18 protein-coding genes and 1 pseudogene are annotated in these 25339 nt (G+C 72.8%); 10 read left to right on the plus strand and 9 right to left on the minus strand.

The annotated features are described in order from the left end of the window. Positions 1 to 130 precede the first annotated feature (130 nt). The 3 genes and pseudogenes from U8525_RS16075 to U8525_RS16085 all read right to left on the minus strand — a co-directional run. Positions 131 to 259, minus strand: a pseudogene (locus U8525_RS16075) (IS3 family transposase); the annotation flags it as partial. Between the two features lie 321 nt (positions 260 to 580). Continuing rightward, entirely contained in the window at positions 581 to 2524 is a 1944-nt protein-coding gene (locus U8525_RS16080; RefSeq protein WP_374266526.1) for a serine/threonine-protein kinase, read from the minus strand. Positions 2525 to 2727: 203 nt separating this feature from the next. Next, complete coding sequence (locus U8525_RS16085) at positions 2728 to 4572, minus strand: serine/threonine-protein kinase (RefSeq protein ID WP_374266528.1); 1845 nt, start codon at positions 4570 to 4572, stop codon at positions 2728 to 2730. A 385-nt stretch (positions 4573 to 4957) separates the two neighbouring features. Between U8525_RS16085 and U8525_RS16090 the strand changes: the two genes are divergently transcribed. The 4 genes from U8525_RS16090 to U8525_RS16105 all read left to right on the plus strand — a co-directional run bounded on the left by U8525_RS16090 (position 4958) and on the right by U8525_RS16105 (position 11024). After that, positions 4958 to 7318 (plus strand): GMC oxidoreductase, encoded by a 2361-nt coding sequence (locus U8525_RS16090; RefSeq protein WP_374266530.1) that lies wholly within the window; start codon positions 4958 to 4960, stop codon positions 7316 to 7318. 12 nt (positions 7319 to 7330) lie between these two features. Beyond that, positions 7331 to 8878, plus strand: coding sequence for an FAD-dependent oxidoreductase (locus U8525_RS16095; protein ID WP_374266532.1), 1548 nt, complete (start codon positions 7331 to 7333; stop codon positions 8876 to 8878). Beyond that, positions 8868 to 9974, plus strand: a complete 1107-nt coding sequence (locus U8525_RS16100) for an alpha/beta fold hydrolase (protein ID WP_374266534.1) — start codon at positions 8868 to 8870, stop codon at positions 9972 to 9974. The genes U8525_RS16095 and U8525_RS16100 overlap by 11 nt, the downstream gene beginning before the upstream one ends. A gap of 141 nt (positions 9975 to 10115) precedes the next feature. After that, a complete protein-coding gene (locus U8525_RS16105; RefSeq protein WP_374266536.1) occupies positions 10116 to 11024 on the plus strand; it encodes an NADP-dependent oxidoreductase in 909 nt (302 codons plus the stop codon). A 9-nt stretch (positions 11025 to 11033) separates the two neighbouring features. On the opposite strand, the gene U8525_RS16110 is transcribed toward U8525_RS16105, so the two are convergent. Next, positions 11034 to 12665 (minus strand): RluA family pseudouridine synthase, encoded by a 1632-nt coding sequence (locus U8525_RS16110; RefSeq protein ID WP_374266538.1) that lies wholly within the window; start codon positions 12663 to 12665, stop codon positions 11034 to 11036. A gap of 294 nt (positions 12666 to 12959) precedes the next feature. Between U8525_RS16110 and U8525_RS16115 the strand changes: the two genes are divergently transcribed. After that, a complete protein-coding gene (locus tag U8525_RS16115; protein ID WP_374266540.1) occupies positions 12960 to 14276 on the plus strand; it encodes a glycoside hydrolase family 2 TIM barrel-domain containing protein in 1317 nt (438 codons plus the stop codon). A gap of 263 nt (positions 14277 to 14539) precedes the next feature. Here the strand turns inward: U8525_RS16115 and U8525_RS16120 are convergent, their stop codons facing one another. The 3 genes from U8525_RS16120 to U8525_RS16130 all read right to left on the minus strand — a co-directional run bounded on the left by U8525_RS16120 (position 14540) and on the right by U8525_RS16130 (position 18616). After that, complete coding sequence (locus U8525_RS16120) at positions 14540 to 16678, minus strand: FUSC family protein (protein WP_374266542.1); 2139 nt, start codon at positions 16676 to 16678, stop codon at positions 14540 to 14542. Between the two features lie 167 nt (positions 16679 to 16845). Next, on the minus strand, positions 16846 to 17922 hold the full coding sequence (locus U8525_RS16125) for a hypothetical protein (protein ID WP_374266544.1): 1077 nt from the start codon (positions 17920 to 17922) through the stop codon (positions 16846 to 16848). Between the two features lie 133 nt (positions 17923 to 18055). Continuing rightward, entirely contained in the window at positions 18056 to 18616 is a 561-nt protein-coding gene (locus U8525_RS16130; RefSeq protein ID WP_374266546.1) for a DUF2378 family protein, read from the minus strand. A 237-nt stretch (positions 18617 to 18853) separates the two neighbouring features. Here U8525_RS16130 and U8525_RS16135 point away from each other — a divergent pair, with 237 nt between their 5' ends. The 3 genes from U8525_RS16135 to U8525_RS16145 all read left to right on the plus strand — a co-directional run bounded on the left by U8525_RS16135 (position 18854) and on the right by U8525_RS16145 (position 22182). Further along, positions 18854 to 20296 carry a hypothetical protein gene (locus U8525_RS16135; RefSeq protein ID WP_374266548.1) on the plus strand — a complete coding sequence of 481 codons (1443 nt, stop codon included), beginning with the start codon at positions 18854 to 18856 and terminating at the stop codon, positions 20294 to 20296. A 94-nt stretch (positions 20297 to 20390) separates the two neighbouring features. Beyond that, complete coding sequence (locus U8525_RS16140; protein ID WP_374266550.1) at positions 20391 to 21257, plus strand: ATP adenylyltransferase; 867 nt, start codon at positions 20391 to 20393, stop codon at positions 21255 to 21257. Between the two features lie 112 nt (positions 21258 to 21369). Next, entirely contained in the window at positions 21370 to 22182 is an 813-nt protein-coding gene (locus U8525_RS16145) for an SAM-dependent methyltransferase (protein ID WP_374266552.1), read from the plus strand. On the opposite strand, the gene U8525_RS16150 is transcribed toward U8525_RS16145, so the two are convergent. Together U8525_RS16150 and U8525_RS16155 are read right to left on the minus strand one after the other, a co-directional pair. Further along, positions 22163 to 23377 (minus strand): MFS transporter, encoded by a 1215-nt coding sequence (locus U8525_RS16150; protein WP_374266554.1) that lies wholly within the window; start codon positions 23375 to 23377, stop codon positions 22163 to 22165. The genes U8525_RS16145 and U8525_RS16150 overlap by 20 nt on opposite strands. A 13-nt stretch (positions 23378 to 23390) precedes the next feature. Continuing rightward, positions 23391 to 23933, minus strand: coding sequence for a hypothetical protein (locus U8525_RS16155; RefSeq protein ID WP_374266556.1), 543 nt, complete (start codon positions 23931 to 23933; stop codon positions 23391 to 23393). Between the two features lie 144 nt (positions 23934 to 24077). On the opposite strand from U8525_RS16155, the gene U8525_RS16160 reads away from it, so the two are divergent. Both U8525_RS16160 and U8525_RS16165 read left to right on the plus strand, forming a co-directional pair. Further along, on the plus strand, positions 24078 to 24590 hold the full coding sequence (locus tag U8525_RS16160) for an RNA polymerase sigma factor (protein WP_374266558.1): 513 nt from the start codon (positions 24078 to 24080) through the stop codon (positions 24588 to 24590). Continuing rightward, positions 24583 to 25299, plus strand: a complete 717-nt coding sequence (locus U8525_RS16165; protein WP_374266560.1) for a hypothetical protein — start codon at positions 24583 to 24585, stop codon at positions 25297 to 25299. The genes U8525_RS16160 and U8525_RS16165 overlap by 8 nt, the downstream gene beginning before the upstream one ends. The last annotated feature ends 40 nt before the right edge of the window (positions 25300 to 25339 follow it).

The following is a 25339-nucleotide window of genomic DNA, read 5'->3' on the forward strand; positions in this document are numbered from 1 at the left end:
CGGGGCGTGCTCGACTTCCTGACGGACTCGCTGCGCGCGCACCGCCGAGGTTTGCAGCCACCCTCACTGCTACCTCTCGCGGAGGCCCCTCAGCTCGCGCACGCAGCGTGAGCCGGTGAACGGTTACGTGGTGACGCTCCAGCAGCCCGTGCTCGTTGTACTGGTGAGCCCACAGCAGCAGGGCCCGCCGGAGTTCTTCCACGATGGAGAAGGTGTGTACCCAGAGCAGCTGCTCTTTGAGCGTGCGGATGAAGCGCTCGTTGAGCAAGCCCAGCGCCAGTTGGCCAGGGTTCCTCACAGGTTCCGTACTGCGAACTCCCAACCCTGAGCTGTCCGATTTGACGGGGGCAACTCCACGCTAGCTGAACGAGTGCGGGAGTTGTTGGACGGAGCGGGGTTGTTGAAGCCGATCCAGCCCCAGGGGCAGGCGCGTGGAGGGCCGAGCAGCGGGCGACTCGGCCCTCCATCGCAAGATTGCTCTGCTCCCCGATACGACGGACCAGTTGAAGCGTGAGAGCGTCCTTGCGGCCAAGTGTCCTGGCCCCGGAGTGGGTTCAAGTCTCCACAAGCAGGCTTCCGCTCAGGGCGGGAACCGTACCGTCAACCGCCCCTGCCACGCATCCAGCGCCTGATGGAGCTCCATGCGCTCGGTGGCGGTCTGGGCCTTCGCGGCCTCGGTGTAGAGGTCCACCAGCTGCTTCGTCAGTTCCGGCGCGATGTCCTGGTTCTGGGTGCGCTTGCGCAGCTCCGCCACCAGCTTGTCCATGCGCTGGGCCAGCCGCTGCTCGGAGGCATTGCCCTGGGGCAGGGTGGGGAGCTTGGGAATCACGAGCGCCGGGACCTGGGGCGGCTGTGGCGCCGCCGGGGCGGCGACGACCGTGACGGGAGCCGGGGGCGCGTCGTGCAGCGCGATGCGCTGGGTCAGCTCCTTCTCGATGTCATCCAGCGTGGCGTGGATCCTCGCGCGTTCCGCGTCGGTCTTCGCGTCCGCGGCGGCCCGGTACTGCTGGATCAGCTTGGCGCGCAGCGCACCCTCCGCGTCCACGTCCTTCACCCTCGCCAGCTGGAGCTTGAAGAGCCCTGCCAGCCGCTGCTCCAGCTTCTTCTCGGCGGCAGTCCCCGTCGGCAGCGGTGGCAACTTCGTGGACTTCGCCTGGGTTGCGGTCTCCGCTTCCGCCGGGGCTTCCTCTCCGGAGGGAGCCGCGAGCTCCTCGGGCGGCTCCTCGACCGGGGGCTGCGTCGCAGTGATCGGCGGGGGTTCCGCCACCGGAGGCGCGGGCCTCGCGTCCACCATCACCGGCTCGGGAGGTCGCGGTGGCGCGAGCGCCAGCGGCTGCTCCGCCTTCCCCGCCTGCGCCCCCCACCAGTAACCCACCCCCAGCAGCGCCACCCCGGCGACCGCCGCCACCGCGAGGGACACGGCCCTCGGGCGACCCGGCACGGCCACCGCGGGCGCCGGAGCCACGAGGGCCGTGGGCTCTTCCCGCTTGGGCACCTCCGGGGCTGCCTGCGATGCCGGCACCTCCGAGGCCGCCTGCGATGCCGGCACCTCCGGGGCCGCCTGCGATGCGACACCCGGCGGAGCTTCCGCCTCCTGCCTCACCGCCGCCTCCGCCTCGGGGCCCCCGGATGGCGCCGGCGGTCGCGCCAGCCCCCGGAGCTTCAGCCGCACGGCCGCCGCGGACGCGGGCCTCCTGGCGGGCTCCTTTTCCATCAACTGGAGCACCAGGTCATCGAGCTCCGGCGGGATCTCCTCCACCCGCGATGACACCCGCGGCGGGACCTGCTCCACGTGCGCGAACATCACCTGCACGTTGTCGCCCTGGAACGGCCGGGTGCCCGTGAGCATCTGGAACGCCATCACGCCCAGCGCGTACAGGTCCACGGCCGGGCCCACCTCGCCGCCGCGGATCTGCTCCGGGGCCATGAAGTCCGGCGTCCCCAGCGTGGAGCCGTCCGCCCGCGCCAGCGCGTCCTGGGCCTGCATCAGCTTGGCGATGCCGAAGTCCACCAGCTTGATCAGCGGCGCCGCGTCCGGCTGCTCCATCAGGAACACGTTCGCGGGCTTCAGGTCCCGGTGCACCACGCCCGCCCGGTGCGCGGCGCCCAGCGCGGCCAGGACCTGATCCAACACCCAGGCCGTGGTCCCCACGTCCATCCGGTCCTGCTCGCGCATCCGGTCCGCGAGCGACTGGCCCTGGAGCAGCTCCATCACCACGTACGGCCGGCAGTCCGGCAGCGTCCCGAAGTTGAAGATGTCCAGCACGCCCGGATGCCGGATGGCGTTCACCGCCCGCGCCTCCACCAGCAGCCGCTGCTCCTGCTCCGCGGACACCAGCTCCGCGCGCATCACCTTGATGGCCGCGTGCTTGCCGATCAGCGGGTGCTCCGCCCGGTAGACGACCCCCATCCCGCCCGCACCCACGCGCTCCTGGATGACGAACTCGCCGATCTTCGACCCCACCAGCGGATCCACCGACGGCGGCGTCGCCGCCAGAGCCGCCGGGAGTTCTTCGTCCGTCACCACCTCGCGTTCCTCCGCCTCTGGCAATCGTCCGTCGTCATGGAAGCGCCCATCGCGCACCGATGGTACCGGGCCGAGGCGATGCCGTCGCGTGTCCAGGCGAGCCACCTGCCCGCTCGCCCGCCGTTATATCCACGCTGCTCGGAGAATCCCGTGCTCCGAGGACGAACGAGGCAGGGACCGGCGGGGGCCGGGCTCCCTGCTCACTTCGGGAGGCGGGCGTTCAACTGCGCCTGCCACGCATCCAGCGCCTGATGGACCTCCGTGCGCTCGGTGGCCGTGGTCGTCTGCGCCGCCTGGGCGTAGAGGCTCATCAGCTTCCGCGTCAGGTCCGGCGCGACGTCCTGCCCATGGGTGCGCCTGCGCAGCTCCGCGATCAGCTTGTCCAAGCGCTGGGCCAGGCGTTGTTCGGACGCGTTGGTTCGAGGCAGCGCCAGCAGCGTGGGCAGCGTGAGCGGCGGGACCTTGGGCAGCTCCGGGACGATCGGCGCGGGCGGCGCGTCATGCTCCGCGATGCGCTCGGCCAGCGCCTTCTCGAAGCCATCCAGCGCCACGTGGATCCGCGCGCGCTCCGCGTCGGTCTTCGCGTCCGCGGCGGCCCGGTACTGCTGGATCAGCTTGCTCCGCAGCGCGCCCTCCGCGTCCACGTCCTTCGCTCGCGCGCGCAGCTGCCTGGACAATCCCGCCAGCCGCCGCGCCAGCTTCTTCGCGGACGCCGTCGTGAGCGGCAGCGAAGCGTGTCCCGAGGCCCTCACTTCCGGCTCTGGCTCCGGCTCCGCTTCCGTTCCGGCATGCTCCACCGGCACGGGCTCGGGCTCCACGACGGGAGCAGGGGCTGGCTCCACTGGAGCTGGCGCTGGAGCCGGCGCTGTCACCATGGGAGGGGGCGGCGTGGGGAGCCGCTCCTCCATCGTCGGAGGTGTCTCCGTGGGCCGTGCCAGCCACCAGAGCCCGGTGCCCAGGAGCACCAACCCCGCGCTCGCCGCCGCCGCGAACGGCACCCCCCGCCGGCGGGCCGAGAGCATCGCCGCGAGCCCCGGTGGCCGTGGCGCCGTGGGAGCCGTGGGCTCGTCGCGCTTCGCCTCCATCGGCGCGGAAGGCACCAGCCCCCCGGGAGCCCGCTCCAGCGACAGCGCCTTCAACCGCTGACGCACGGCCTCCGCGGAGGCGGGCCGCTTCGCCGGATCCTTCTCCAGCAACTGGAGCACCAGCGCGTCCAACTCCGGAGGGATGCCGCCCATCCTCGACGAGGGCGGCGGCGGCGTCTGCTCGACGTGCGCGAACAGCATCTGCACGCTCTCACCCTGGAACGGCTTCGCGCCCGTGAGCAGCTGGAACGCCATCACGCCCAGCGCGTACAGGTCCGTGGCCGGCCCCACCGTGCCGCCGCGGATCTGCTCCGGGGCCATGAAGTCCGGCGTCCCCAGCACCGAGCCGTCCGTGTGGGTCAGCCCCTCGCTCGACTGCAGCACCTTGGCGATGCCGAAGTCGACCAGCTTGAGCATGGGCGCCGCGTCCGGCCGCTCCACCATGAACACGTTCGCCGGCTTCAGATCCCGGTGCACCACGCCCGCCCGGTGCGCCGCCCCCAGCGGCGAGAGGATCTGATCCAACACCCAGACCGAGGTCCCCACGTCCAGCGGACCTCTCGCGCGCAGCACGGCCGCGAGCGACTGGCCCTGGAGCAGCTCCATCACCACGTACGGCCGGCCGTCCGGCAGCGTCCCGAAGTTGAAGATGTCCAGGATGCCCGGGTGGCCGATGGCGTTCGCCGCCCGCGCCTCCACCACCAGCCGCTGCTGCTGCTCCGCGGACACCAGCTCCGCGCGCAGCACCTTCACCGCGGCCTGCTTGCCGATGATGGGGTGCTCCGCCCGGTACACCACCCCCATCCCGCCCGCGCCAATGCGCTCCTGGACGATGAACTCGCCCAGCTGCGCCCCCAACAGCGGATCCGCCTTCGGCCCCGTCGATGCCAATGCCGCAGGCACCTCCTGCTCCGTCAGCGCCCGGTGTGCCCCCGTCTCCGGAATTTTTCGAGTCTTCATTGCAAATCTAGATTTTCTAGACAGTACAGCGAGACCTGGGGCGCCGTCGCGTGCCCCGAGGGGCAGCCCTCCGTCCGCTCGTCCAGCAGGCAACGCGGGTTTCCCCGTACTCCCCGGGAACAGCTCCCTCGCCGTCCCCCTCGTGTCACTCGCCGGGATGCCGCGTGACGCTGTCCGCCAAGGGCCTCCAGCGGGTTGGGCGCCGGTGGATACACGCTGTTCGGGGAATGCCTGCCTCCAGAGCGAAAAATGCTGATCCGCGGAGGGGGTGGGGCCTCAAGGAAACGGGGGCCACCCGTTGTAGAGTCAGGTCCGTCCTTTCCTGGACGTTCCCGGGTCGCGCTTCCGGATCCCTGCTCCCCAGGGATCGCACCCGAGGGGGAACATGGCACCGGCATACGACGCCCTGGTCATCGGCACGGGGTTTGGCGGCGCGGTGGCGGCCTGTCGGCTCGCGCAGGCGGGGCTGTCCGTGCGCGTGCTCGAACGTGGCCTCCGCTACCCGAAGGGCAGCTTCCCGCGCGACTTCGAGGACCCTCGCAACGGCTGGCTGTGGCAGCACCGGCAGGGGCTCTTCGACATCAAGCTCCTGAAGGGGATGAGCGTCGTGCAGGCGGCGGGGTACGGCGGCGGCTCGCTCATCTACGCCAACGTGCACCTGCGCCCGCCGCCGGACGTCTTCGCGTCGGGGTGGCCGGAGGGCTACAGCCGGGAGGCGTTGGATCCGTACTACGACCTGGTCGCGCACATGCTGGACGTGCAGCCCATCACGGCCTCCGCGCGCGGCCTGCCGCCCAAGACGAAGCGGATGCAGGAGGTGGCGAGGAAGCTGGGCCGCGAGGCGCAGTTCTTCTACCCGAACCTCGCCGTGCGCTTCGCCCCCGCGGGCGAGCCCCTGCCCAACAAGTTCGGCGTGCTCCAGGAGGGCTGCAGCTACTGCGGCGAGTGCGACATCGGCTGCAACCGCCGCGCGAAGAACACCCTGGACCTGAACTACCTGGCCGTCGCGGAGCAGCGCGGCGCGGAGGTCACCACCCAGGCGGAGGTCACCCGCATCGAGCCCCTGTCGCCGGGCTACCGCGTCACCTTCACCGACCACGCGAACGCCGGCATGCAGCGCACCGTGGACGCCCGCCGCGTCTTCCTGTGCGCGGGCGCGGTGAACACCACGGAGCTGTTGCTGCGCAACCGCGACGTGCTCGGCACGCTGCCGGACCTGAGCGCGCGGCTGGGGTCGCGCTACTCGGCCAACGGGGACTTCCTCGCCTTCGCCTTCGACACGAAGGAGCCGTGGGACCCGGCGGTGGGCCCCACCATCACCACCGGCATGGTGGTGGATGAAGGGGAGGGCAAGGACAAGACCTGGTTCCTCTTCCAGGAGGGCGGGCACCCGGTGCAGGCGGCGGGGCTGATGATGGCCATGGACCCCGACCGCGCGATGACGCTCCCGGCGGACCTGCTCCAGCGCGAGCTGGTGAAGGTGCTGCGCACGCGCTCCAAGGAGATGGCCTCCATCGAGAACGAGCGCGGCCGCTTCCAGGCCGTGTTCCTGGCCATGGGCCGGGACAAGTCCAACGGCCGGCTGACGCTGTCCCCCCTCACCCGCGAGCTCCAGGTGCAGTGGGACGTGCCCGCGAACCTGCCGCTCTACCGCACGCAGGAGCAGCTCTGCGAGGACGTGGCCCGCGCGCTGGGCACGCGCGCCGCCTACAACCCGCTCTGGGAGCGGCTGCACCTGCCGGTGTCCGTGCACAACCTGGGCGGCTGCACGATGGCGGAGGAGCCCGCGTACGGCGTGCTCGATCCCCACGGCGAGGTGCACGGCCATCCCGGCCTGTACGTCATGGACGGCGCGGCGCTCCCGGTGGGCGTGGGCGTCAACCCGTCCTCCAGCATCGCGGCGGTGGCCGAGCGCAACGTGGAGCAGGTCATCCGCCAGGTGAAGGACGCGCCGGGCTGGGTGGCGCCGGAGCGCACCCCGGTGCAGCCCGCGCCCGCGTACCCGCCCCGCGTCAGCATGCGGATGATGCCGGAGGTGGAGACGGCGGCCTCGCCGGTGGTGCCGGGGACGGATCCGCTGGGCGACGTCGTGATTCCGCCCGGCGGCACGGTGGCGTCCCCCACGCCGGTGGTGGGCCTGCGCTTCACGGAGCGGATGAAGGGCTTCCTCCAGCCGAACCCCGCGTCGCCGGAGGACTTCACCGGGGCGGCGAGGGCGGCCCAGCGCGCGGGGCAGACGGCGGAGTTCGTCGTCACCATCACGCTGCCGAACCTGGACCGCTTCCTCGCGCAGGAGTCCCACGGCGGCATCGTGCAGGGCACGCTGACCGTGCGCGGCTTCACGCCGCCCGGGGGGGCGCCGGTGGAGAACGGCGTCTTCAACCTCTTCGTGGGCACGGAGCGCTTCTACGAGCGGCGCATGCTGTACCTGCTGCCCTTCACCGGCGTGGACGGCCAGCCGTACCTCCTGGATGGCTACAAGGAGGTCAACGACGACGCGGGCTTCGACGTGTGGAGCGACACGTCCACGCTCTACACCGTGCTGCGCAAGGGGCACGAGCGCACCGGCCCCGTCGTCGCCGCCGGCATCATCCGCCTGCACCTGCCGGACTTCCTCCAGCAGCTCACCACGTTCTCCGTGCTGGGCACGTCCTCGCCGCTGAAGCAGGCGGACGCGATGCGCCGCTTCGGCGGCATGTTCATGGGCACGCTCTGGGACGTCTTCGCCCGCGCGAAGTTCGACTAGGGGGAACACACCATGGGCATGGCGAAGCGGTACGACGTGGTGGTGGTGGGCTCCGGCTTCGGCGGTTCCATCACCGCGCTCCGGCTGGCGCAGGCGGGCCGGTCCGTGGCGGTGCTGGAGCGGGGCCGCCGCTATCCCCCCGGCCAGTTCCCCCGGGACGTCACGCGCGCGAACGCGCTGCTCTGGAACCCGCCGGTCCGCCCGGAGGCGCGGGGCCTGTACGACGTGCGCTTCCTGTCCGGCATCGGCACGGTGACGGCGAGCGGCGTGGGCGGCGGGTCGCTCATCTACGCCAACATCCACGTGCGGCCGGACCCCATCGTCTTCGACCACCCGCGCTGGCCCCGGGGCTTCAGCCGCGAGGCGCTGGACCCGTACTACGACAAGGTGGCGCACGAGCTGGACGTGAAGCCGTTCCCCGCGTCCATCCCGCTGCGCAAGCGCGACCTGTTCCAGCAGGCCGCCGCGCGCATGGGGCGCCAGACGTTCGACCCCGACGAGGCCGTCTCCTGGACCGAGCCCTCGGCGCCCGGCCGCAAGGCGTGCCAGCGCTGCGCGGAGTGCGAGTTCGGCTGCCAGCACGGCGCGAAGAACACCCTGGACCTCACCTACCTGGCGCGCGCGGAGAAGCTGGGCGCCACGGTGTGGCCCGGCCTGTCCGTGTCCCACGTGCAGCGCGTGGCGGGCGGCTACCGCGTGCACTTCACGGACCTGGCCACCGGGGAGAAGGCGTCCGTGGAGGGCAGCCGCGTGGTGCTGTCCGCCGGGGCGCTGGGCACGGTGGAGCTCCTGCTGCGCAGCCGCGACCGGGCCCGCACGCTGCCGCTGGTGAGCGAGTGGCTGGGCAGGGGCTACTCCGGCAACGGCGACTTCCTGGGCTCGCTGCACGGCAGCCGCGAGGAGATCCTCCCGTGGGAGGGGCCGGACGTGGCCACGGTGATGCGCTTCTTCGACGCCGCGCCGCGCTTCACGATGGTGACGGCCACCTTCAACCAGCCGGCGACGGCGGTGCTCGCGGGGATGGGGCAGCCGCGGCTGGGGCCGCTGGGCGGCCTCGGCGCTCCGCTGTGGCCCAAGCTGTGGCCGCTCTTGCACGGCGCGTTCTCCAAGGGGCTGTTCAGCCAGCCGCTGGGCACGGGCGTGGACCCCTCGCGCACGAGCAACCTGTTCGCCATTGGCCAGGACAACGCCAACGGGCACATGGTGCTCAAGGGCGACCGGCTGGACATCGAGTGGGACTACGCGAACGAGAACCACGCGCTGGTCCACCGCATGACGGCGGCGATGCACGAGCTGGCGTCGCAGTACGGCGGGACGTTCGCGCCGCTCGTCACCTGGGAGGTGTTCCGCCGGCCGTTCACGGTGCACTCGCTGGGCGGGGCGCACCTGGCGGAGTCCCCGGCCCGGGGCGTGGTGTCGCCCGAGGGCGAGGTGTTCAACTACCCCGGACTGTACGTGGCGGATGGCTCCGTCATCCCCACGTCCATCGGGTTCCATCCGGTGATGACCATCAGCGCGGTGGCCGAGCGCATCGCGGAGGCGGTGGCCCATGGCTTTTGATTACCGAAGCGGCGCGGCGGTGTCGCGGACGCTGTCCCAGGACATGCGGGTCAACGGCCTGCCCGTGGCGGAGCGGTATGACTTCCTCTCGGGCGACGGCGTGCCCCTGCGGCTCACCCGCTACGTGGGGGGGACGAAGGGGCCGGTGCTGCTGGTGCACGGCGCGGGCGTGTGGAGTGGCATGTTCATGCTGCCCACGCTGAAGGAGAACTTCGTCCAGCACCTGGTGCGCCACGGCTACGACACGTGGCTGCTGGACTGGCGCGCCAGCGTGCAGCTGCCCCTGCGCCAGTTCACCCTGGATGACGCGGCGGACCACGACATGCCGGCGGCGGTGCGGCGCGTGCGTGAGATCACCGGCGCGGAGTCGGTGCAGGCGGTGGTGCACTGCGCGGGCTCGGCGGCGTTCTTCATGTCCATGGCCGCGGGGCACCTGTCGGACGTGCGCACCGTGGTGGCGTCGCAGGTGGCGCTGCACCACGACACGCCGGCCTCCACGCGCCTCAAGGCGCTCCTGCGCGTGCCGGAGCTGCTGGACATGGGGCTGGACTCGCTGACGCCGGATGACGCGTCCCGCACGCCGCTGTTCCAGGCGGCCTTCACGAAGGTGGCGGGCTTCCTGCGGATGGAGTGTGACAGCCCGGTGTGCCACCGGCTGTCGTTCATGTACGGCCGGCTGTACCGGCACGCGCGGCTCAACGCGGAGACGCACGCGCGGCTGGAGGAGCAGTTCGGCAAGTGCAACCTGCTGACGTTCCGCCACCTGGGGCAGATGGCGCGCGGCGGTCGCGCGGTGAAGTTCGACTTCGGCCGCGCGGAGAACCTGCGGCGCTACGGGCAGGCCCGGCCGCCGGACTATCTGGATCCGCAGCCCTTCCGGCGCCCCATCACCTTCGTCTCCAGCGAGCAGAACCGCACCTACCTGCCGTCGTCCACGGAGCGCACGTTCCAGTGGCTGCGCGAGGCGAACGGCGCGCGCTACTACCAGCGCCGCACGCTGCCGGGCTACGGGCACCTGGACACCTTCATGGGCAGCACCGCCGCGGAGGACACCTACCCGGTGCTGCGCGAGGCGCTGGAGTTCCAGCCCCGCTGACGGGCGGCTGCCTGTCCGTGCGCCGCCAGGGAAGCAGGAGGCGGGGCGACCGCCCGGCGCCGATGGCGACCCTCCTGCCGGTGCTTACCGTTGGGCCGACGGTGGAGTTCTCTTTCCTCGCTCGGCGACGTGGAGGCCCGGATGAAAGCGGTCGTGCTCAAAGGCTATGGGGACGTGGACGTGCTCGCGGTGCAGGAGATGCCCGAGCCGAAGGTGGGGCCGGGCGAGCTGAAGGTCCGCGTCACCGCCGCGGGCATCAACCCGGTGGACTGGAAGATCCGCCGCGGGGACATGAAGGGGCGGATGGAGCTGAAGTTCCCCACCATCCTCGGGCGGGACGTGGCCGGGGAGGTGCTCGAGGTGGGCACGGGCCTGGAGGACGCCTTCGAACGAGGCGACCGCGTGATGGGCCTGGTGAACGCGGGCTACGCGGAGACGGTGGTCGCGCCCGCGGAGTGCTGGGCCAAGGTGCCTGACAACCTGGAGCTGCAGGACGCCGCCGCGCTGCCATTGGTGACGCTGACGGGCACGCAGCTCATCGAGGAGCACGTGCGGCCCTCGAAGGGGGACACGCTGCTCGTCACGGGGGCGTTGGGGGCGGTGGGGCGCTCCGCCATCTTCGCGGCGCGGGCGCGGGGCGCGAAGATCTGGGCGGGCGTGCGGAAGAAGCAGGTGGAGGAGGCCCGGAAGCTGGGCGTGGAGGGCGTTGTCGCGCTGGATGACCCGAAGGACCTCGCGAAGCTGCCCACGCTGGACGCGGTGGCGGACACGGTGGGCGGTGAGGCCGTGGCGGCGGTGCTCGACAAGGTGAAGCACGGCGGGACCGTGGGCAGCGTGCTGGGTGAACCGAAGGGCGCGAAGGAGAAGGGCCTCGTGGTGCGCAGCTTCATGGCGCATCCGGATGCGCGCCGGCTCACGCAGCTCGCGGAGAGCGCGGCGAAGGGCGACCTGGTGATTCCCATCGGCCGGACCTTCAAGATGGACGACGCGCGCGAGGCCCAGAAGGTCGCGGAGCAGGGCGGCATGGGCAAGGTGCTGCTCGTCAACTGACGCGGCCCCTCAGAACGGGGCGGCGCGGGTGAAGGACACGCGCTGCCCCGTCGCCGGGTGCACGAAGGCCAGCGTCTCGGCGTGCAGGTGCAGGCGGAGGCCCGCGTGGCCGTACAGCGGGTCGCCCACGATGGGGGCGCCCAGGCCCTGGGGGTGGGCCGCGTGGACGCGGAGCTGGTGGGTGCGTCCGGTGCGCGGATGGAGGGCCACGCGCGTGTGGCGCGCCTCGCGGTGGAGGACCTCCCAGTCGGTGACGGCGGGCTTGCCGTGCACGGGGTCGACGATCTGCCGGGGACGGTCGTCCAGGTCCACGCGCAGGGGCAGGGTGATGGTGCCCGCGTCGCCGCGCACGGGGCCGTCGATGAGCGCGACGTAGCGCTTGGTCACGTCGCGGTGGAGGAACTGGCGTTGAAGGGACGCGTGCGTGCGGCTGTCCAGCGCGGCGACGAGCAACCCCGAGGTGTCCAGGTCCAGCCGGTGCGCGAGCAGCGGCCCCGTGGCGTCGGGGTAGCGCGCGCGCAGGCGGGTGAGCACCGAGTCCAGGAGGGCGGCATCCCGGCCCGGCACGGACAGCAGGCCGCAGGGCTTGTCGATGACGACGAGCCACGCGTCCGCGAAGACGATGGACAGCTCCGGTGTGGGCGCGGGCGGCGGGACGAAGACCCGGGGCGCGGAGACCTGGAGGCCCTCCAGCATGAACGGGAGCAGGGGGCCGCACTTGTCGCGGCACGCGGGATAGAACGCGCCCTGGATGCGCCCACCGGACGCGGGCGGCGCGCCCCACCAGAACTCCGCGAGCGCCACGGGCTGGAGTCCATGCGTGAAGGCGCAGGCGAGCAGCTTCGCGCCCGCGCAGTCACCGGCTCCCGATGGAGGCTCCGCGCCTCCGTAGAGGGAGCGCAGGGGACGGACTCCTCCTCGGGCGTTGGTGATGGCGTAGGTGTCGTGGAGCTGCTTCATGAAGCCGCGGGAGACGATGCGCCGCAGCCGGTCCAGGGCTCGCAGGCGACGCTCCGCCTTCGCGCGGGCGGGGGCGAGCAGCCGTCGGGCCTCTTCCTGGGCTGCGTCCCACCGGCGCTTCTCCGCCTTGTCGCCACGGCTCTCCTGGTCGAGTGCGTGGAGTGCCGCTGCGCGGTCGGCCTCTGGAAGCCCTGGCATGGCCATGATGGCGGCGCGGCGCTCATGCCGCTGACGGCGGCGGGCCTCGTGGCGCAGGCGCATGGCTTCGCGCTCCGTGGCCTCGCGTGCCTGACGGGCGTCATCGTCCTCGCGCAGGCGGCGCAGTTCTTCGGAGGCGCTCCAGGCTTCGGCGCGGGCCAGCAGGGCCTTCACGGTGGCCTCGGCCACTGGCTCCACGCGGGCACGCGCCTCGCGGTCGAAGACGGGGGGGACGAAGCCCGGCACGTCCCAGCGGCCCGCGAGCATCGCGGAGAATGCGCGCAGCACGCCGAACGTGCCGTCCGGCTGCCGCACCACGAGCACGCCGAACATCTTCCCGCCGTCCGGCCCCTGGAGGACGTCGCTGGCCAGCCCTGGCGCGATGAAGCCCTCTCGCAGCGTGGCCTGCAGCGACTCCGCGGCCCGGCGCGCGAGGGCGTGCGGGCCCAGGGCGTCGAAGGGGCTCGGGAACGAACCCGGCACTTCGTCCGCGTGGGGGGCGGGTTCGAGGGGGAGGACAAGCGGGGCCACGGCTTCGGGGTAGCACGAAACCCGGCGGCTGGGGACGTGGGGCTCCGGCGTGACGGTCGGCTGGCGCGGGAGAGGGCGACACCTCGGCCCATGCACCGCTGGACCTCGTCTGGGGCTCTTCGTGACGCCCTGCCTCGCCGTGCGCCATGAACGTGCTGCGCCTGGAGGGAGCCTGTTGGGTGAGCACGGGGCTGGAGCTGTCCCTCGCCCCGCTCCGGCGGAAGGCGTTCTAGACTTTTCGCCTCCATGGCCACTGCCCGCCCCGTCGCCGCAGGTTTGCTGCTGTTGACCGCGCTCCTCCTGCCCACCGGGGACGTGGCGGCCCGCACCGCCATCCTGAAGGCAGGGGAGGGATGGACGCTGGAGGTGGACGGCCAGCCCTACGTGGCGAAGGGCGTCACGTTCAGTGGCACGGGCGGGCCCGCGAGCTTCGACAAGGATTGTGAGCGGCTGCGCTCCCTGGGCGTGAACACGCTGCGCACCTGGGGCACCGGCGATGAGACGGCCGCGCTGCTCGACGCCGCGCACAAGCAGGGCCTGCGCGTGCTCGTGGGGCTGTGGCTGCGGCCGGGCCGCGCGGGCATGGAGAATGACGACGCCTTTGACTACGTGCGCGACGCGAAGGGCCGTGAGGCGCAGCTCCAGGCCACGCTCGCGCAGGTGCGCCGCTTCAAGGACCATCCGGCGGTCCTCGCGTGGGGCGTGGGCAACGAGGTCATCCTCAATTCGCCGGACGAACCCTCGAAGGTCGCCTACGCGCGCTTCCTGGAGAAGGTCGTCCGCGCGGTGAAGAAGGCGGACACCGCGCACCCGGTGCTGTCCGTGGACGCGTGGACGCTGGGCATCCCGCTCTGGGAGAAGTACGTCCCCTCGCTGGATGCGTATGGCTTGAACGTCTATGGCCGGGGCATCCACGCGCTGGCGGACGCGGTGAAGCAGGCCGGTGGGCGCAAGCCCTGGTTCATCACCGAGTTCGGGGCCCAGGGGGAATGGGAGGTCCCCAAGGACGCTCGCGGCGTGCCCCAGGAGCCGGGGGACGTGGAGAAGTACGACGTCATCGTGGATGGCTGGCGCAACGCGCTGGCGCCGCACGTCCAGGCGGGCCGGTGTCTGGGGTTGTTCGTCTTCAACTACAGCGCGGCGCTGGACCACACCGGCCTGTGGTTGGGGATGCTGTCCGGCACCTCCACGCGGCCGGCCTGGCACGCGGTGCGGGAGGCCTACACGGGCACGAAGCCGGTCCCCGCGCTGCCCGTGCCGGTCCGGCTGGTGGTTCAAGGCGTGGAGAAGGACGGCACGGCCACCTGGGCGAACGTTGCCTTTGACGTCACCTCCACCACGCCGCTGGACGTGTCCTTCGCCTACAACTTCCGGGGCGCGCCGACCCGCGCGGAGCGCGACCGCGTGACGGTGCTGGAGTCCCAGAAGGGGGCCACGCCCGGCACGTGGCGCGTCCGCCTCCCTGCCGTGACGGGCGCCATCAAGCTGTATGGTCTGGCGAAGGACGGCGCCGGGAACCTGGTCGCCGCGACCACGTCCGTGGCGGCTTCGGCTCCTCCCTGAAGCGTCGCGCTAGAGCCAGACGCCATGCGTTGGCCTCTCTTCGTTCTGTCCCTTGGGGATGGGGTGACGGGGCAATCGTCCACATCAGCGGGTGCCGCGGCGGCGCGTTCAGGGCCCACATGTCCGTGCGATTGAACGACGCCACCTCGTCCGGGGGGCCTCCTCCAGGCCCATCTGCGGGACCAGCTCGTCCTGCATGAAGCAGCGTAAGAACGCCGTGGGAGGCCAGGTCCGGCGGGAGGACGTGGCCATGCCCGGGGCCGTCAGCGCAGCGATGGGTCCTCGCTGATGCGCGCCACCGCGCCGTGCAGGATGCCCAGCTGCCGGGGCACGCGCTCCAGCAGCGCTCCCAGCACGGGGTCGTCGCTGGTGCGCGGCAGCGCCAGGGCCGGCAGGGGCGGGGGCTCGCGCCGCTCCTGCAACGCCCGGGCGAGCAGCTCCAGGCTGTCGCTGGCGCGCTGCGCGAGTTGCTGGGGCAGCACCGAGGTCGTCCTTCCCTCGAACCGCCCCGTGCCCAGCGCCGTCACCGCCAGCGCGAACCTCCTGGCGTAGGTGAGCAGCGCCATACCCGGCTCCAGGTGCCCTGGCGGGCCCCGGTACTCCGTCATCAACCGCTGGAAGGACGACTCCGCGTCCAGGAGCGCCTGGTCCAGGCGGCGGCGCTCCTCGTTCACCTCGGGGTCCGTGCCGCTGCGGTGCGTGACCAGCTGTTGCAGGTACCTGCCGTCCGCGCGCAGGGCGGAGGCCGCCGCGTCCGGGAAGCGGCGGCGCTCCGGGCTGGGCCACAGCGTCCACGAGCCCACCAGCGCCAGCGTCCCCGCGATGAGCACGCCCAGCGAGCGCTGCGACGCCACCGTCCAGTCCCCGGAGCTGAGCGTGGCCATCAGCAGGTAGTCCGGCGTGAGCAGCACCTGGAACGCGCCGAAGTTCAGCGGCAGCAGCGACACGGAGACGGCCGTCAGCCCGCTGATGACGCCGATCATCAGGGGCGGCGTGTGCACCGTGGTCGCGATGAGCGCCGCCAGGCTCGCGCCCATCAGCGTCCCCAGCGTGCGCTGGAGCACGCGCTCCTCCGTGCTGCCCGCGTAGGGCTGGAGGATGGAGATGACCACCAGGCTGACCCAGTGCGCGTCGCCCACCTGCAACGCCCGCGTCAGCCCCAGCGCCGCCGTGGCCACCATCCCCGTGCGCAGCGCGTGCCGCAGCACCACCGAGTCCCGGTGCAGGTTGTCCCGGATCGGCTGCCACACCGAGAACCCCGGCGCCTGCTTCGTGCCGCCCACCGTGCCCCTGCCCCGCGCCGACACCGGGTCGCCGAAGAGCAGGCCCGAGGCCGTCTCGTGCGCCACGCCCGCGTACTCGCGCAGCCGGTCCAGCAGCGCGGCCACGTGCGTGGACAGCGGCCCCTCCGCGCCCCGGCGCACGGGCGGCGCGGCCATCCTCGCGGGCTGCCGGTGCCGGGGCCTCAGCGCCAGCCGGGGCGGCGTGCGCATGCCCTCGTTGCGTTCCTGCTGGAGCGCGCGGGTCACCCACTGGTCCATCGCGGCGAAGGCCTCGCACAGCCGGGCCACGCGCTCGCGCGTCGCGTGCATGTGCGGGTCGCGCCCCACCACCTGCATCGCCTCCGCCAGTGCGCTGAGCAGCGCCATCATGGGCTCCGCCAGCTCCACCAGCACCAGCAGGTGCTCGCCGCGCCGCGACTCGTCCGGCCTCCCTCGCCGCGTGGCCGCGAGCACGTCGCGCGCATGCTCGATGTCCGGGCGGATGCTGGCATGGCGCCTCAGCCCCTCCGCCCAGGCCTCCGGCGAGGCCCCTTCCAGCGTGGCCCTCCGCAGCTCCTCCGCCGCGATCCCCAACCTCGCGTACACGAGCGCCACCGCCCTGCGCGCGGGGCGGTAGGGCCTGAGCGGCCACAGCAGCAGCGACAGCGTCATCGCCCACACGCCGCCCAGCAGGAGCGAGGCGCCGCGCAGCGCCGCCTCCCGGAGCGAGGACGCGGGCGCGCCCAGCGAGACGACGAAGATGACGGCGAGCTGCCCGCCCACGGAGCCCGCAGTCTCGCCATAGCAGCGCGCGAAGTTCGCCGCCGTGACGCCCAGGAGCAGCAGCGTGGCGTCCACCGTGTACGTGTGCCCCGCGGGCGCGGCGAGCATGCCGACGAGCGCCCCCAGCACCGTCACCGCGCCCATGACGCGCGCCCGCGCCCGGTAGGAGCCGCCCTTGTCCGCGAGCGTGACGAGCAGCCCGGTGAGGCCCGCCCAGCCGGCCTCCGACACGGTGAGCAGGTACGCCAGGCACAGGGGCAGGGCCGTGGCGACGGCGGCCCGGATGCCCGCCCACAGGGCCGGTCTTCCGGGCTCCACGCGGAGAAGCGACTGGAGGTGTCTCAGCAGCCGGTGCATGGGGATTCAGGGGAGCGGCGGGCCGTCACCCCAGAGGGTGGTCACGCCCGGCTCCATCCACAGCCCGTGCCCCAGGCTCGGGCGCCGCCCGTGCGGCACCCCGGGCCCCGTCCCCCAAGCCGCTCCCTCCCGGGAGGCGGGGGCAGGCGGCCCGGCCTCCCCTCGCGTCAGCCCGTGCCCAGGGCCGGTGCGCCCTCAGCTGCGGCGTCCTCGTCGAGCGCCGTCCCGTCCCAGGGGATGTACCGCACGCCCGGCATGGGCGCCGGGCCGTGGAACTCCAGCGCGCCCACGGTGGAGGTGAGCAGCCCGGCGGGCCTCCACGCCGCGAACGGGTGGGGCCGGGAGAACCGCCGCACCTCGCACCGGGCCACGTCGCTCTGGGCCACCAGCACGTCCCAGCCCTTGGGGTCGCGGTACGCGTAGCCCACCAGCGTGCGCGGGTCGCACCACGCGCGGCCCTCCACGGCCACGGTGGCGGAGGTGGCGCGGAAGGCCAGCTCCCCGGCCGACGGCGACGTCACGCGGCTGAGGAGCAGGTGGGGCACCTCATGGAACGTGTGCTCGGCGTCGCGCGTGCGCAGGTAGATGGGCGCCAGCCGCGGGTGGCCCCGCCTGCGCTTCGCGCGCACCGCCATGATCTCCAGCCGCGCGTCGGGGTCCTCGCGGAAGCGCGGGCAGTACAGCCACGTGAGCTCCTCCAGCCGCCGGTGGCCCCACAGGTGCTTCTGGAGGCCCGGCGCGCCCCTCACGTCGATGCGCTCGCCGTCCACCGTCACCGTGCCCTCGAAGGTGACGTCGTCGTGCACGTGGGCGACGCGCGTGGGCAGGGGCAGGAGCGCGGTGCCTCGCGGCTCGCGGCGCACCGGCCCGCGGTGCCCGCCCTGGAAGCGCAGGTCCCACGCGATGGCGTGCCCCCCGTTGGCCACCTGGCCGTGGCAGCGGCCGGGCGTCAGCTCCGAGTCCGCGATGCGCACGCCACCAGACGGCAGCGCGGTGAAGGCGGAGGCCGGATGGATGGCCTTGAGCGCCACCGCGGGCCGGTCCTGGGACGCGCAGTCGAACGCCGCCGCCCACATCGTGGCGCGAGGCTCGCCAGGGCTGCCCGGCGCCGGGGTGAACAGGGTGTAGCGCAACCACCAGGCGCGGTCGCCGCCCGGGTCGAGCACCACCAGGAACCAGATCTCGAAGAATCCCCGCTGTTGACCGTTCCAGCGCGGCAGGTTGGCGCGCTCGCTCGACGGCATGATGTGGCCCCCTCTTCGCGCGGCCGTCCACGGCCCGGACGCCGCGCGCAGGTCCTCACGCTGGCAGATGGGGCCCGGTGCGGGCAAGGGTCCCCGGGGTCGCGGATCCGCGGGGCAGGGCCTTTTCGCCGGCTCAGGAGCCGGGGGCGCCCCAGGACACGCGGTAGGTGACGCTCTCGTCGTCGAACTCGACGACGTCCACCTGCGTGGCCGGGCCGCTGGCGGCGCGCACCGTGGCCAGCATCACGCCCTGCTTGAAGTAGCGCAGCAGGCCGGGCTCGTTGAGCCAGAGGTCCGCCTCGCGCTCGCCGCGCTCGGTGATGCGCACCTCGGTGTAGTTGTTGCCGGTGCGGAAGCTGTGCTGCGTGCGGTGCAGCATCCGCTTGGGCCCGATGAGCCGCAGCACGCCCAGCAGCGCGCGGCCCACCATCGTGTCGCGGTAGCCGTCGATCATCCGCTCGCCCAGCATCCGCCACGCCACCGCGTCCGGCTGCTCCGGGTGGAGCGTCTTCGCGGTCAGCGCCACGCAGCGCGTCCACGTGGCCAGCGAGTACGCCGGTTGCAGGGGGCGGTCCAGGTCCAGCCCTTCCTTGCGCAGCTGCTCCTTGAGTGCGAAGGGCACCCTCCCGGACAGGCCCCGGACGAAGAGTCCTTCGACGATGGTCGGGAATACGAGTTTCTCGGCGGTGGCCATGGCTGCCATTCCGCCCAGCACCGCGCGTTCTGGTCAAGACCTACAGCCCGGGCGAAGTCCGGCGCTCGAAAGCGAGGTCGTCCCGCCGGGTCATCGGGCCCCGCTCCGACGCCGTGAAACATCGCATGCATCCATGGAATTCACGCAAGGTGTGGAATCGCTCCGTGGCGTCGCGAGGCGCGGGCATCTGGTAGCGTCCGGGGGCCCTGGCTCCTCCCTGGCTCCTCCTGGGTCCTGATGACGTCCCGAGTCCTGACGTGCCTGCTGTTGTCCGTGCTGTGCGCGCTCCCGGCCCGGGGCGCCCGTCCGGTGCCCGCGCCGGCCGCGGAGGGCATGGCGATGCTCCAGCGGATGGACACGGCGCGCGTGCAGGGCAGCCCCAGCACGCTGCGCACGGAGCTGGACGCGCAGCAGGCGAAGGCGCCCAGGGACCCGATGCCCCGCGTGTACCGGGCGTTCCTCGCGCTGCCGTCGGAGGAGAGCTTCAGCGAGTTCAAGGCGCTGGCGGTGGTGTACCCGGAGAACCCGTGGCCGCACGTGGGCATGGGGCTCGTCTACGTGCGGTGGGGCATGTTGAAGGACGCGGCCGCGCCGCTGGAGGCCGCGCGCAAGGCGTCGCCCGACTTCGCGCCCGCGCTCTGGGCGGACGGCCTGCGGCTCCAGGCGGAGGGCAGGGCCGCGGAGGCGGAAGGCCGGCTGCGCGCGGCCCTGGCGAAGCTGGACATCCCGCGCTTCCGCACGGACCTGGCGCTGCTCCTGGCGGGCCGACCCGGGGGCGCGGCGGAGGCGCGGGCGCTCCTGGTGCGCTCGGTGAAGGACTGGCCGGAGCAGCCGGAGGCGCTCCAGGTGCTGTCGCGGCTGGCCCGCGAGGCCGGGGACGCGAGGGCGGGCGCGGAGGCCGGCGCGCTGCTCGTCGCGCTCCAGCCGCATGACCGCGAGGCGCACCGGCGGCAGGCCGAGGCGTGGCTCGCGGCCGGAGACAAGGCGCAGGCGGTGAAGATGCTGGAGCGCTACGCGACGCTCGGGGGCGCGGAGCCGGCGGCGCTCGCCTCGTGGGTGAAGCTCAACGTGGAGCTGGACCGCCCGGAGGACGAGGCGAAGGCGCTGGTGCGCCTGGCCGCCGCGACGCCCAGGGATCCGGAGCCCCTCTTGCGGCTGGCGACGCTGGCCGAGGCGAAGCAGGACGCGGCCGGGACGGAGGCGCGGCTGGAGCAGGCCGCGGCGCTGGCGCCGGAGCGCGCGGACATCCAGGCGCGGCGGGCGCGGCTGCTGCTCAAGCAGGAGCGCTACTTCGAGGCCGTGGCGGCGTACCGCGCGGCGCTCGCGGCCCCGGAGCACCCGGTGCCCGAGGCGGCGGAGGAGGCCGCGCAGTTGAACAAGAAGCTGCGGCTGCCCGCGACGCCCGCGAAGGGCTCCTTGGAGCAGATCTACGACCGCGTGTCGCTGGCGTTGGTGGCGCTGTACCTGGAGCACCTGACGGAGAAGCCGGACCTCAAGGGCAATCTGAAGGTGCGCGTGGACCTGGACCCCACCGGGAAGGCCACGAACGTGGTGGTGCTCTACGACAGCCTCCAGGACGTGCTCATCACCCACCACGCGCGCGTGGCCTTCATGGACGCCCAGTACCCGCCCGGCAGCGAGTCGCCGGTGTACCAGTACGTCTTCCGCCCTCCGCGCTGAGGTGGACATCCTGAGCGCGTCCCTGGCGGAGGCCGGTTGACGCTGGCGTCTCCGGGCGGCACAGACTCAGTGGCCTCGCGCCAGGAGCCCCTCCGTGAACGCCGCGCCGCTGACGTCCGCCGCCCTGTGGTCCCGCACGCTGGCCGTGACGCGCCACGCGCTGGAGACCGGGGCGCTCCAGCCCATCGCCACGGAGGCGCGCACGGTGCCGGTGGTGGGCACGGCGTTCCAGGTGCGCGTGCTGGGGAAGGTGGCGCTCAAGGAGCGCAGGCGGCCCGCGCCGTCCTCCTCCTCGGAGCCGTTCAACCCGTTCGCCAACCCGGAGCCGGACCTGGTGCTGGGGGACGTGCCGCCCGCGCACGTGTGCCTGCTCAACAAGTTCAACGTCGTGGAGCACCACCTCCTGCTGGTGACGCGCGCCTTCGAGCCCCAGGACGCGCTGCTGACGCTGGCGGACTTCGACGCGCTCTCCACGTGCCTGGAGGGGCTGGACGGGCTGGCCTTCTACAACGCCGGGGAGACCGCCGGTGCGAGCCAGCGGCACAAGCACCTCCAGTTGGTGCCGCCCCTGGGGCCGGAGCGCCTGCGCGCGCCGGTGGAGGCGCTGCTGCCGCTGCTGCCGGGACCGGGCCACGTGGTGGCCGCGGAGTCGCTGCCGTTCGCGCACCTCCTGGCGGGGCTGGGGCCGTGGGGGGCGCCGGGGGCGGGCGCGCGGATGCTGGCGGCCTACCGGCTCCTGCGGGAGGCCCTGGGCCTGGCGGAGCGCGCGCCTTACAACCTGCTCGTCACCCGGGACTGGATGCTGCTCGTGCCCCGGCGCCGCGCGGAGCACCTGGGGGTGAACGTCAACGCGCTGGGCTTCGCGGGCTCGCTGCTGGTGCGCACGCCCGAGCAGTTCGACGCGGTCGCCGCGCTGGGGCCGCTGGAGTTGCTGCGCCAGGTCGCGGGCGTCTCGCCGTAGGGGCCGTGCAACCGCGCGAGCGGACCGGCACAATGCCCGGGCAGCAAGCTCACCCGTCGGCAGGGACGTCACGCGACGCGGGTGGGGGGCCCGAACCGATGGAGCGACCACCATGGATGTGAACGAGCTGGCCCGCGTGCCGGGCGTGAATCCCCACGTTCCCGACGCGGCACGCATCTACGACTACACGCTGGGCGGCACCCTCAACTTCGAGGCGGACCGGCAGGCGGCGGAGTTCATGTTCTCGCTGCTGCCCTCCACGCGGAAGTGGGTGCGGATGCTGCGCGCGTGCCTCCAGGCCGCGGCGAAGCGGCTGTCCGCGGAGGGCCTCACGCACTGGGTGGACTTCGCGTCCGGCCTGCCCACCAACGACCACGTGCACGGCGTGCTGCCGCCGGACGTGAAGGTGCTCTATTCGGACATCAATCCGCTGACCATGGCGCAGGCGCGCGTGCTCCTGGGGGACGACCCTCGCGTGCGCTACCTGGAGTGCGACATCCGCCAGGCGAGGGCCTTCCTGGAGCGCCCGGACGTGCGCGACTTCCTGGGCGGCGAGCGCGAGGTGGCCCTGGGCGCCAACGGCATCACCGTGTTCCTGAAGGCGGAGGAGAACCGGAGGTTCTTCCGGGACCTCTACGACTGGGCCGCGCCGGGCTCCAGGCTCTTCACCACCTTCGAGACGAAGGACCCCGCGAAGACGACGCCCCAGTGGGAGCAGTTCGTGGGCATGTTCCAGAAGATGGGGGAGAGCTTCGAGCTGTTCTCCCTGCCCGAGTACCTGGACCTCTGCCAGCCGTGGACGCCGGGCCCCGGCGGCGTCCAGACCGTGAGCCGGTTCCTGGGGCTGCCGGATGACGCCATCACCGAGGCGGACCGGCAGGGCGTGGGCATCGAGTTCTACGCGGTCATCCTGGAGAAGAAGTAGCGGCCGTCGCGCGGTAGCGAAGCCCGATGAGCGCCGCGACGAAGCCCGCCGCGGCGCCCACGCCCAGCGCCTGGCGCGGGCCGAACGCGTCCGCGACCCACCCGACGATGGGGGCTCCCAGCGGCGTGCCGCCGAGCGCGATGGCCAGGAGGATGGCGAGCACGCGCCCGCGCATGGTGGGGGCCGTGGACAGCTGCACCAGGCTGTTCGCGGTGGTGGTGAAGGTCTGCGCCGACACGCCGATGACCACGAGCATGGCGCCGAAGAGGGCGTAGGCTGGCATCAGCGCCGCGAGCGCCAGCCCGGCGCCGAAGACCGCGGCCGCCGTCACCAGCAGGCCGATGCGCGGCTGCGCGCGCCGGGCGGAGAGCAGCGCGCCCGTCACCGACCCGATGGCCATGATGGACGTCAGGAGCCCATAGCCGCTCGCGCCCTTGTCAAAGACCCGGACGGACATGGTGGAGATGAAGATGGGGAAGTTGAGGCCGAAGGTGCCGATGAGGAAGAACATGATCAGCACCGCCTTCAGGTCCGGCCGCCTCCAGACGTAGACGAAGCCCTCCAGCAGCCCCCCGCGCGTGGGGAGCGCCCGGTCCCTCACGTGCAACTCGTTCACGCGAAGCAGGCTCAGCGAGCAGAGGACGGCGCCGAACGAGACCGCGTTGAGGATGAACATCCACCCGGAGCCCACCCAGGAGATGAGCACCCCCGCGATGGCCGGGCCCAGCATGCGCGCGGCGTGGAACGAGGTGGAGTTGAGCCCCACGGCGTTGGAGAGGTCCTCCTCGCCCACCAGCTCCGATACGAACGTCTGGCGCGCGGGGGCGTCGAAGGCGGTGACGCAGCCCAGGAGGAACGCGAACACGTCCACGTGCCACAGCCGGATGTGCCCGGAGAGGGTGAGCAGCCCCAGGCCCAGCGCCAGGGTGCCCAGGGACGCCTGCGTGGCGAACAGGAGCTTGCGCCGGTCCAGGCGGTCCGCCGCGAAGCCCGTCAACGGCAGGAACAGCAACTGCGGCGCGAACTGGAGCGCCATGACCACGCCCACGGCCGTGGCGTTGTGGTGGGTGAGGTCGGTGAGGACGAGCCAGTCCTGGGCGGTGCGCTGCATCCACGTGCCCACGTTGGACACGATGGCTCCGGCGGCCCACGTCCGGTAGTTGTAGCCGCGCAGCGAACGGAACGTGCCCTTCATTCCATCGGGTATCTCACCCGCACGACTCTCCCGCCAGCGCGCACCGGCTGGAGGCACAGGGGGTGAACGGAGGGGTGGAGCCACAGCCCGAGGCCGCGCAGACGCAGGTGGTGACGCGGCGGGTGACGGGGTCGCAGCAGGGCTCGTAGCTGGAGGAGGGCCCTGGGCCCGCGTCGACGCCGCCGTCCACGCCCGCATCGGTGCCGGCGTCACCGGGGACGCCGCCATCGGTGCTGGTGCCCGCGTCCATCTCCGTGCCCGCGTCCACCTCGGTGCCCGCGTCGGTCGACGTGCCTCCGTCGGTGGGCATGCCGCCGGCGTCTTGCGTCGAAGGGCCCGCGCAGCTCTCGTTGCGGGACGTCGTGCAGGTGCCGGACGCGCAGGCCCGGAAGGAGGTCTCGCAGCCGTCTTCGCCGCCGCAGGGGCAGGTGTCCACCTGGCCGCTGACGCAGCAGACGGCCCAGGACACGTCACCCAGCAGGTCCGGGTCCTCGTAGAGCGGGTCGAAGCACGCGCCCAGGAGCGCGACGAGGGTGGCGAGGGCGAATCGTTTCACGGCGCTTGGACACCCGGTGCGGCGGGCCTGGGACATGCCGCCGGGTGCGACTAGTATCCCACAGCCCATCGCGGACGCGATGCGATGTCCCAGGCCGCCGGGGCCGGGTGTCTCAAGGACGAAAAGGAAGGTCGGACCAGGCGGATGGGGAGCGGGCTCGACGCGGAGGAGCTCAGGCGGCTCTACGAGCGCTTCGCGCCCGTGGTGCACCGCCGTGCGCTCGCGCTGCTGGGGCGCGATGCCGATGCGTGGGACATCGTGCAGGAGGTCTTCGAGCGCATGCTGACGGCGGGCGCGCGGTTCCGACGGGAGGCCCGTCCGATGACCTACGTGTACCGCGTCACCACCAACCTGTGCCTCAACGCGCTGCGCTCGCGCCAACTGCGGGAGCCGGTGCTCCCGGAGGCCCCGGAGGCCGCGGCGCTCACCCCTAGCCAGTGGGAGGCCGCGGACTTCATCCGCCACCTCGTGGGGCGGATGGGTGAGCGCGAGCTGGAGGTGGCCACGCTGCACTTCTTCGACGGGCTGACCCAGGAGGAGATCGCCGGGATGCTGGACGTGTCGCGAAAGACCGTCGTGCGCGACCTGGACTCCATCCGGAAGAAGGCGGCGGAGCTGGGGCGGCTGCCGGATGCGTTGGAGGCGGGGCGTGGCTGAGCACCTGACACGGCTGGAGCTGGACGAGTGGCTGTCGGGGCTGGACGCCTCGGGGCGCGCGGAGCGGCACGTGGCCGCGTGCCCGGCGTGCGGGACGCTGGCCGAGCGGATGCGGCAGGCGCGCGAGTCGAGCCTGGCGCAGCCCCGCGCGAAGGCGGTGCTGGCGAGGCTGGAGGCGCGGCGGGCCCGGTCTTCGAGGCCGCGCTGGAGCTGGGGCGTGCCGCTGGTGGCGGCGCTGGCGGTGGGGCTCGCGTTGGTCGTCTATGTGCCGCGAGGCGCGGACGACGGCGTGCGGCTGAAGGGCAACGTCGCGCTGCGGCTGTTGTCCGCGCAGGGCGCGCCGGTGCTGGACGCGAGGCCCGGTGAGCAGGTGACGCTGGCGGTGGGCACGGGGCCGTACCGGAACGTGCTGGTGCTCGCGGTGGACGAGGCGGGGACGGTGGAGCCGCTCTGGCCGAGCGAGGGCGCGACGAGCGGCACGGTGGAGCCGGGGGCGGAGGTGAAGCTGGCTCCGCTGGAGGTGACGCCGGGGACGGTGGCGCTGCATGCGTTCTTCGCGGAGGCGCCGCTGGACGTGGCGTCAGCGCGTGAGGCGCTCGCGTCGAGCGTCGCGGAGGCCCGGGAGAAGGGGCAGGGGCCGCTGGACGCGGCGACGCCCGGTGGCATCGGGAAGGCGCGGGCGCGCGCGTTGCTGAGGGTCATGCCGTGAGGCGGGCGCCGGCGTTGGGGCGGCGGGTGCTCGCGGCGTT

Source organism: Corallococcus sp. RDP092CA (genome assembly GCF_041903675.1).
Taxonomy (GTDB): Bacteria; Myxococcota; Myxococcia; order Myxococcales; family Myxococcaceae; genus Corallococcus.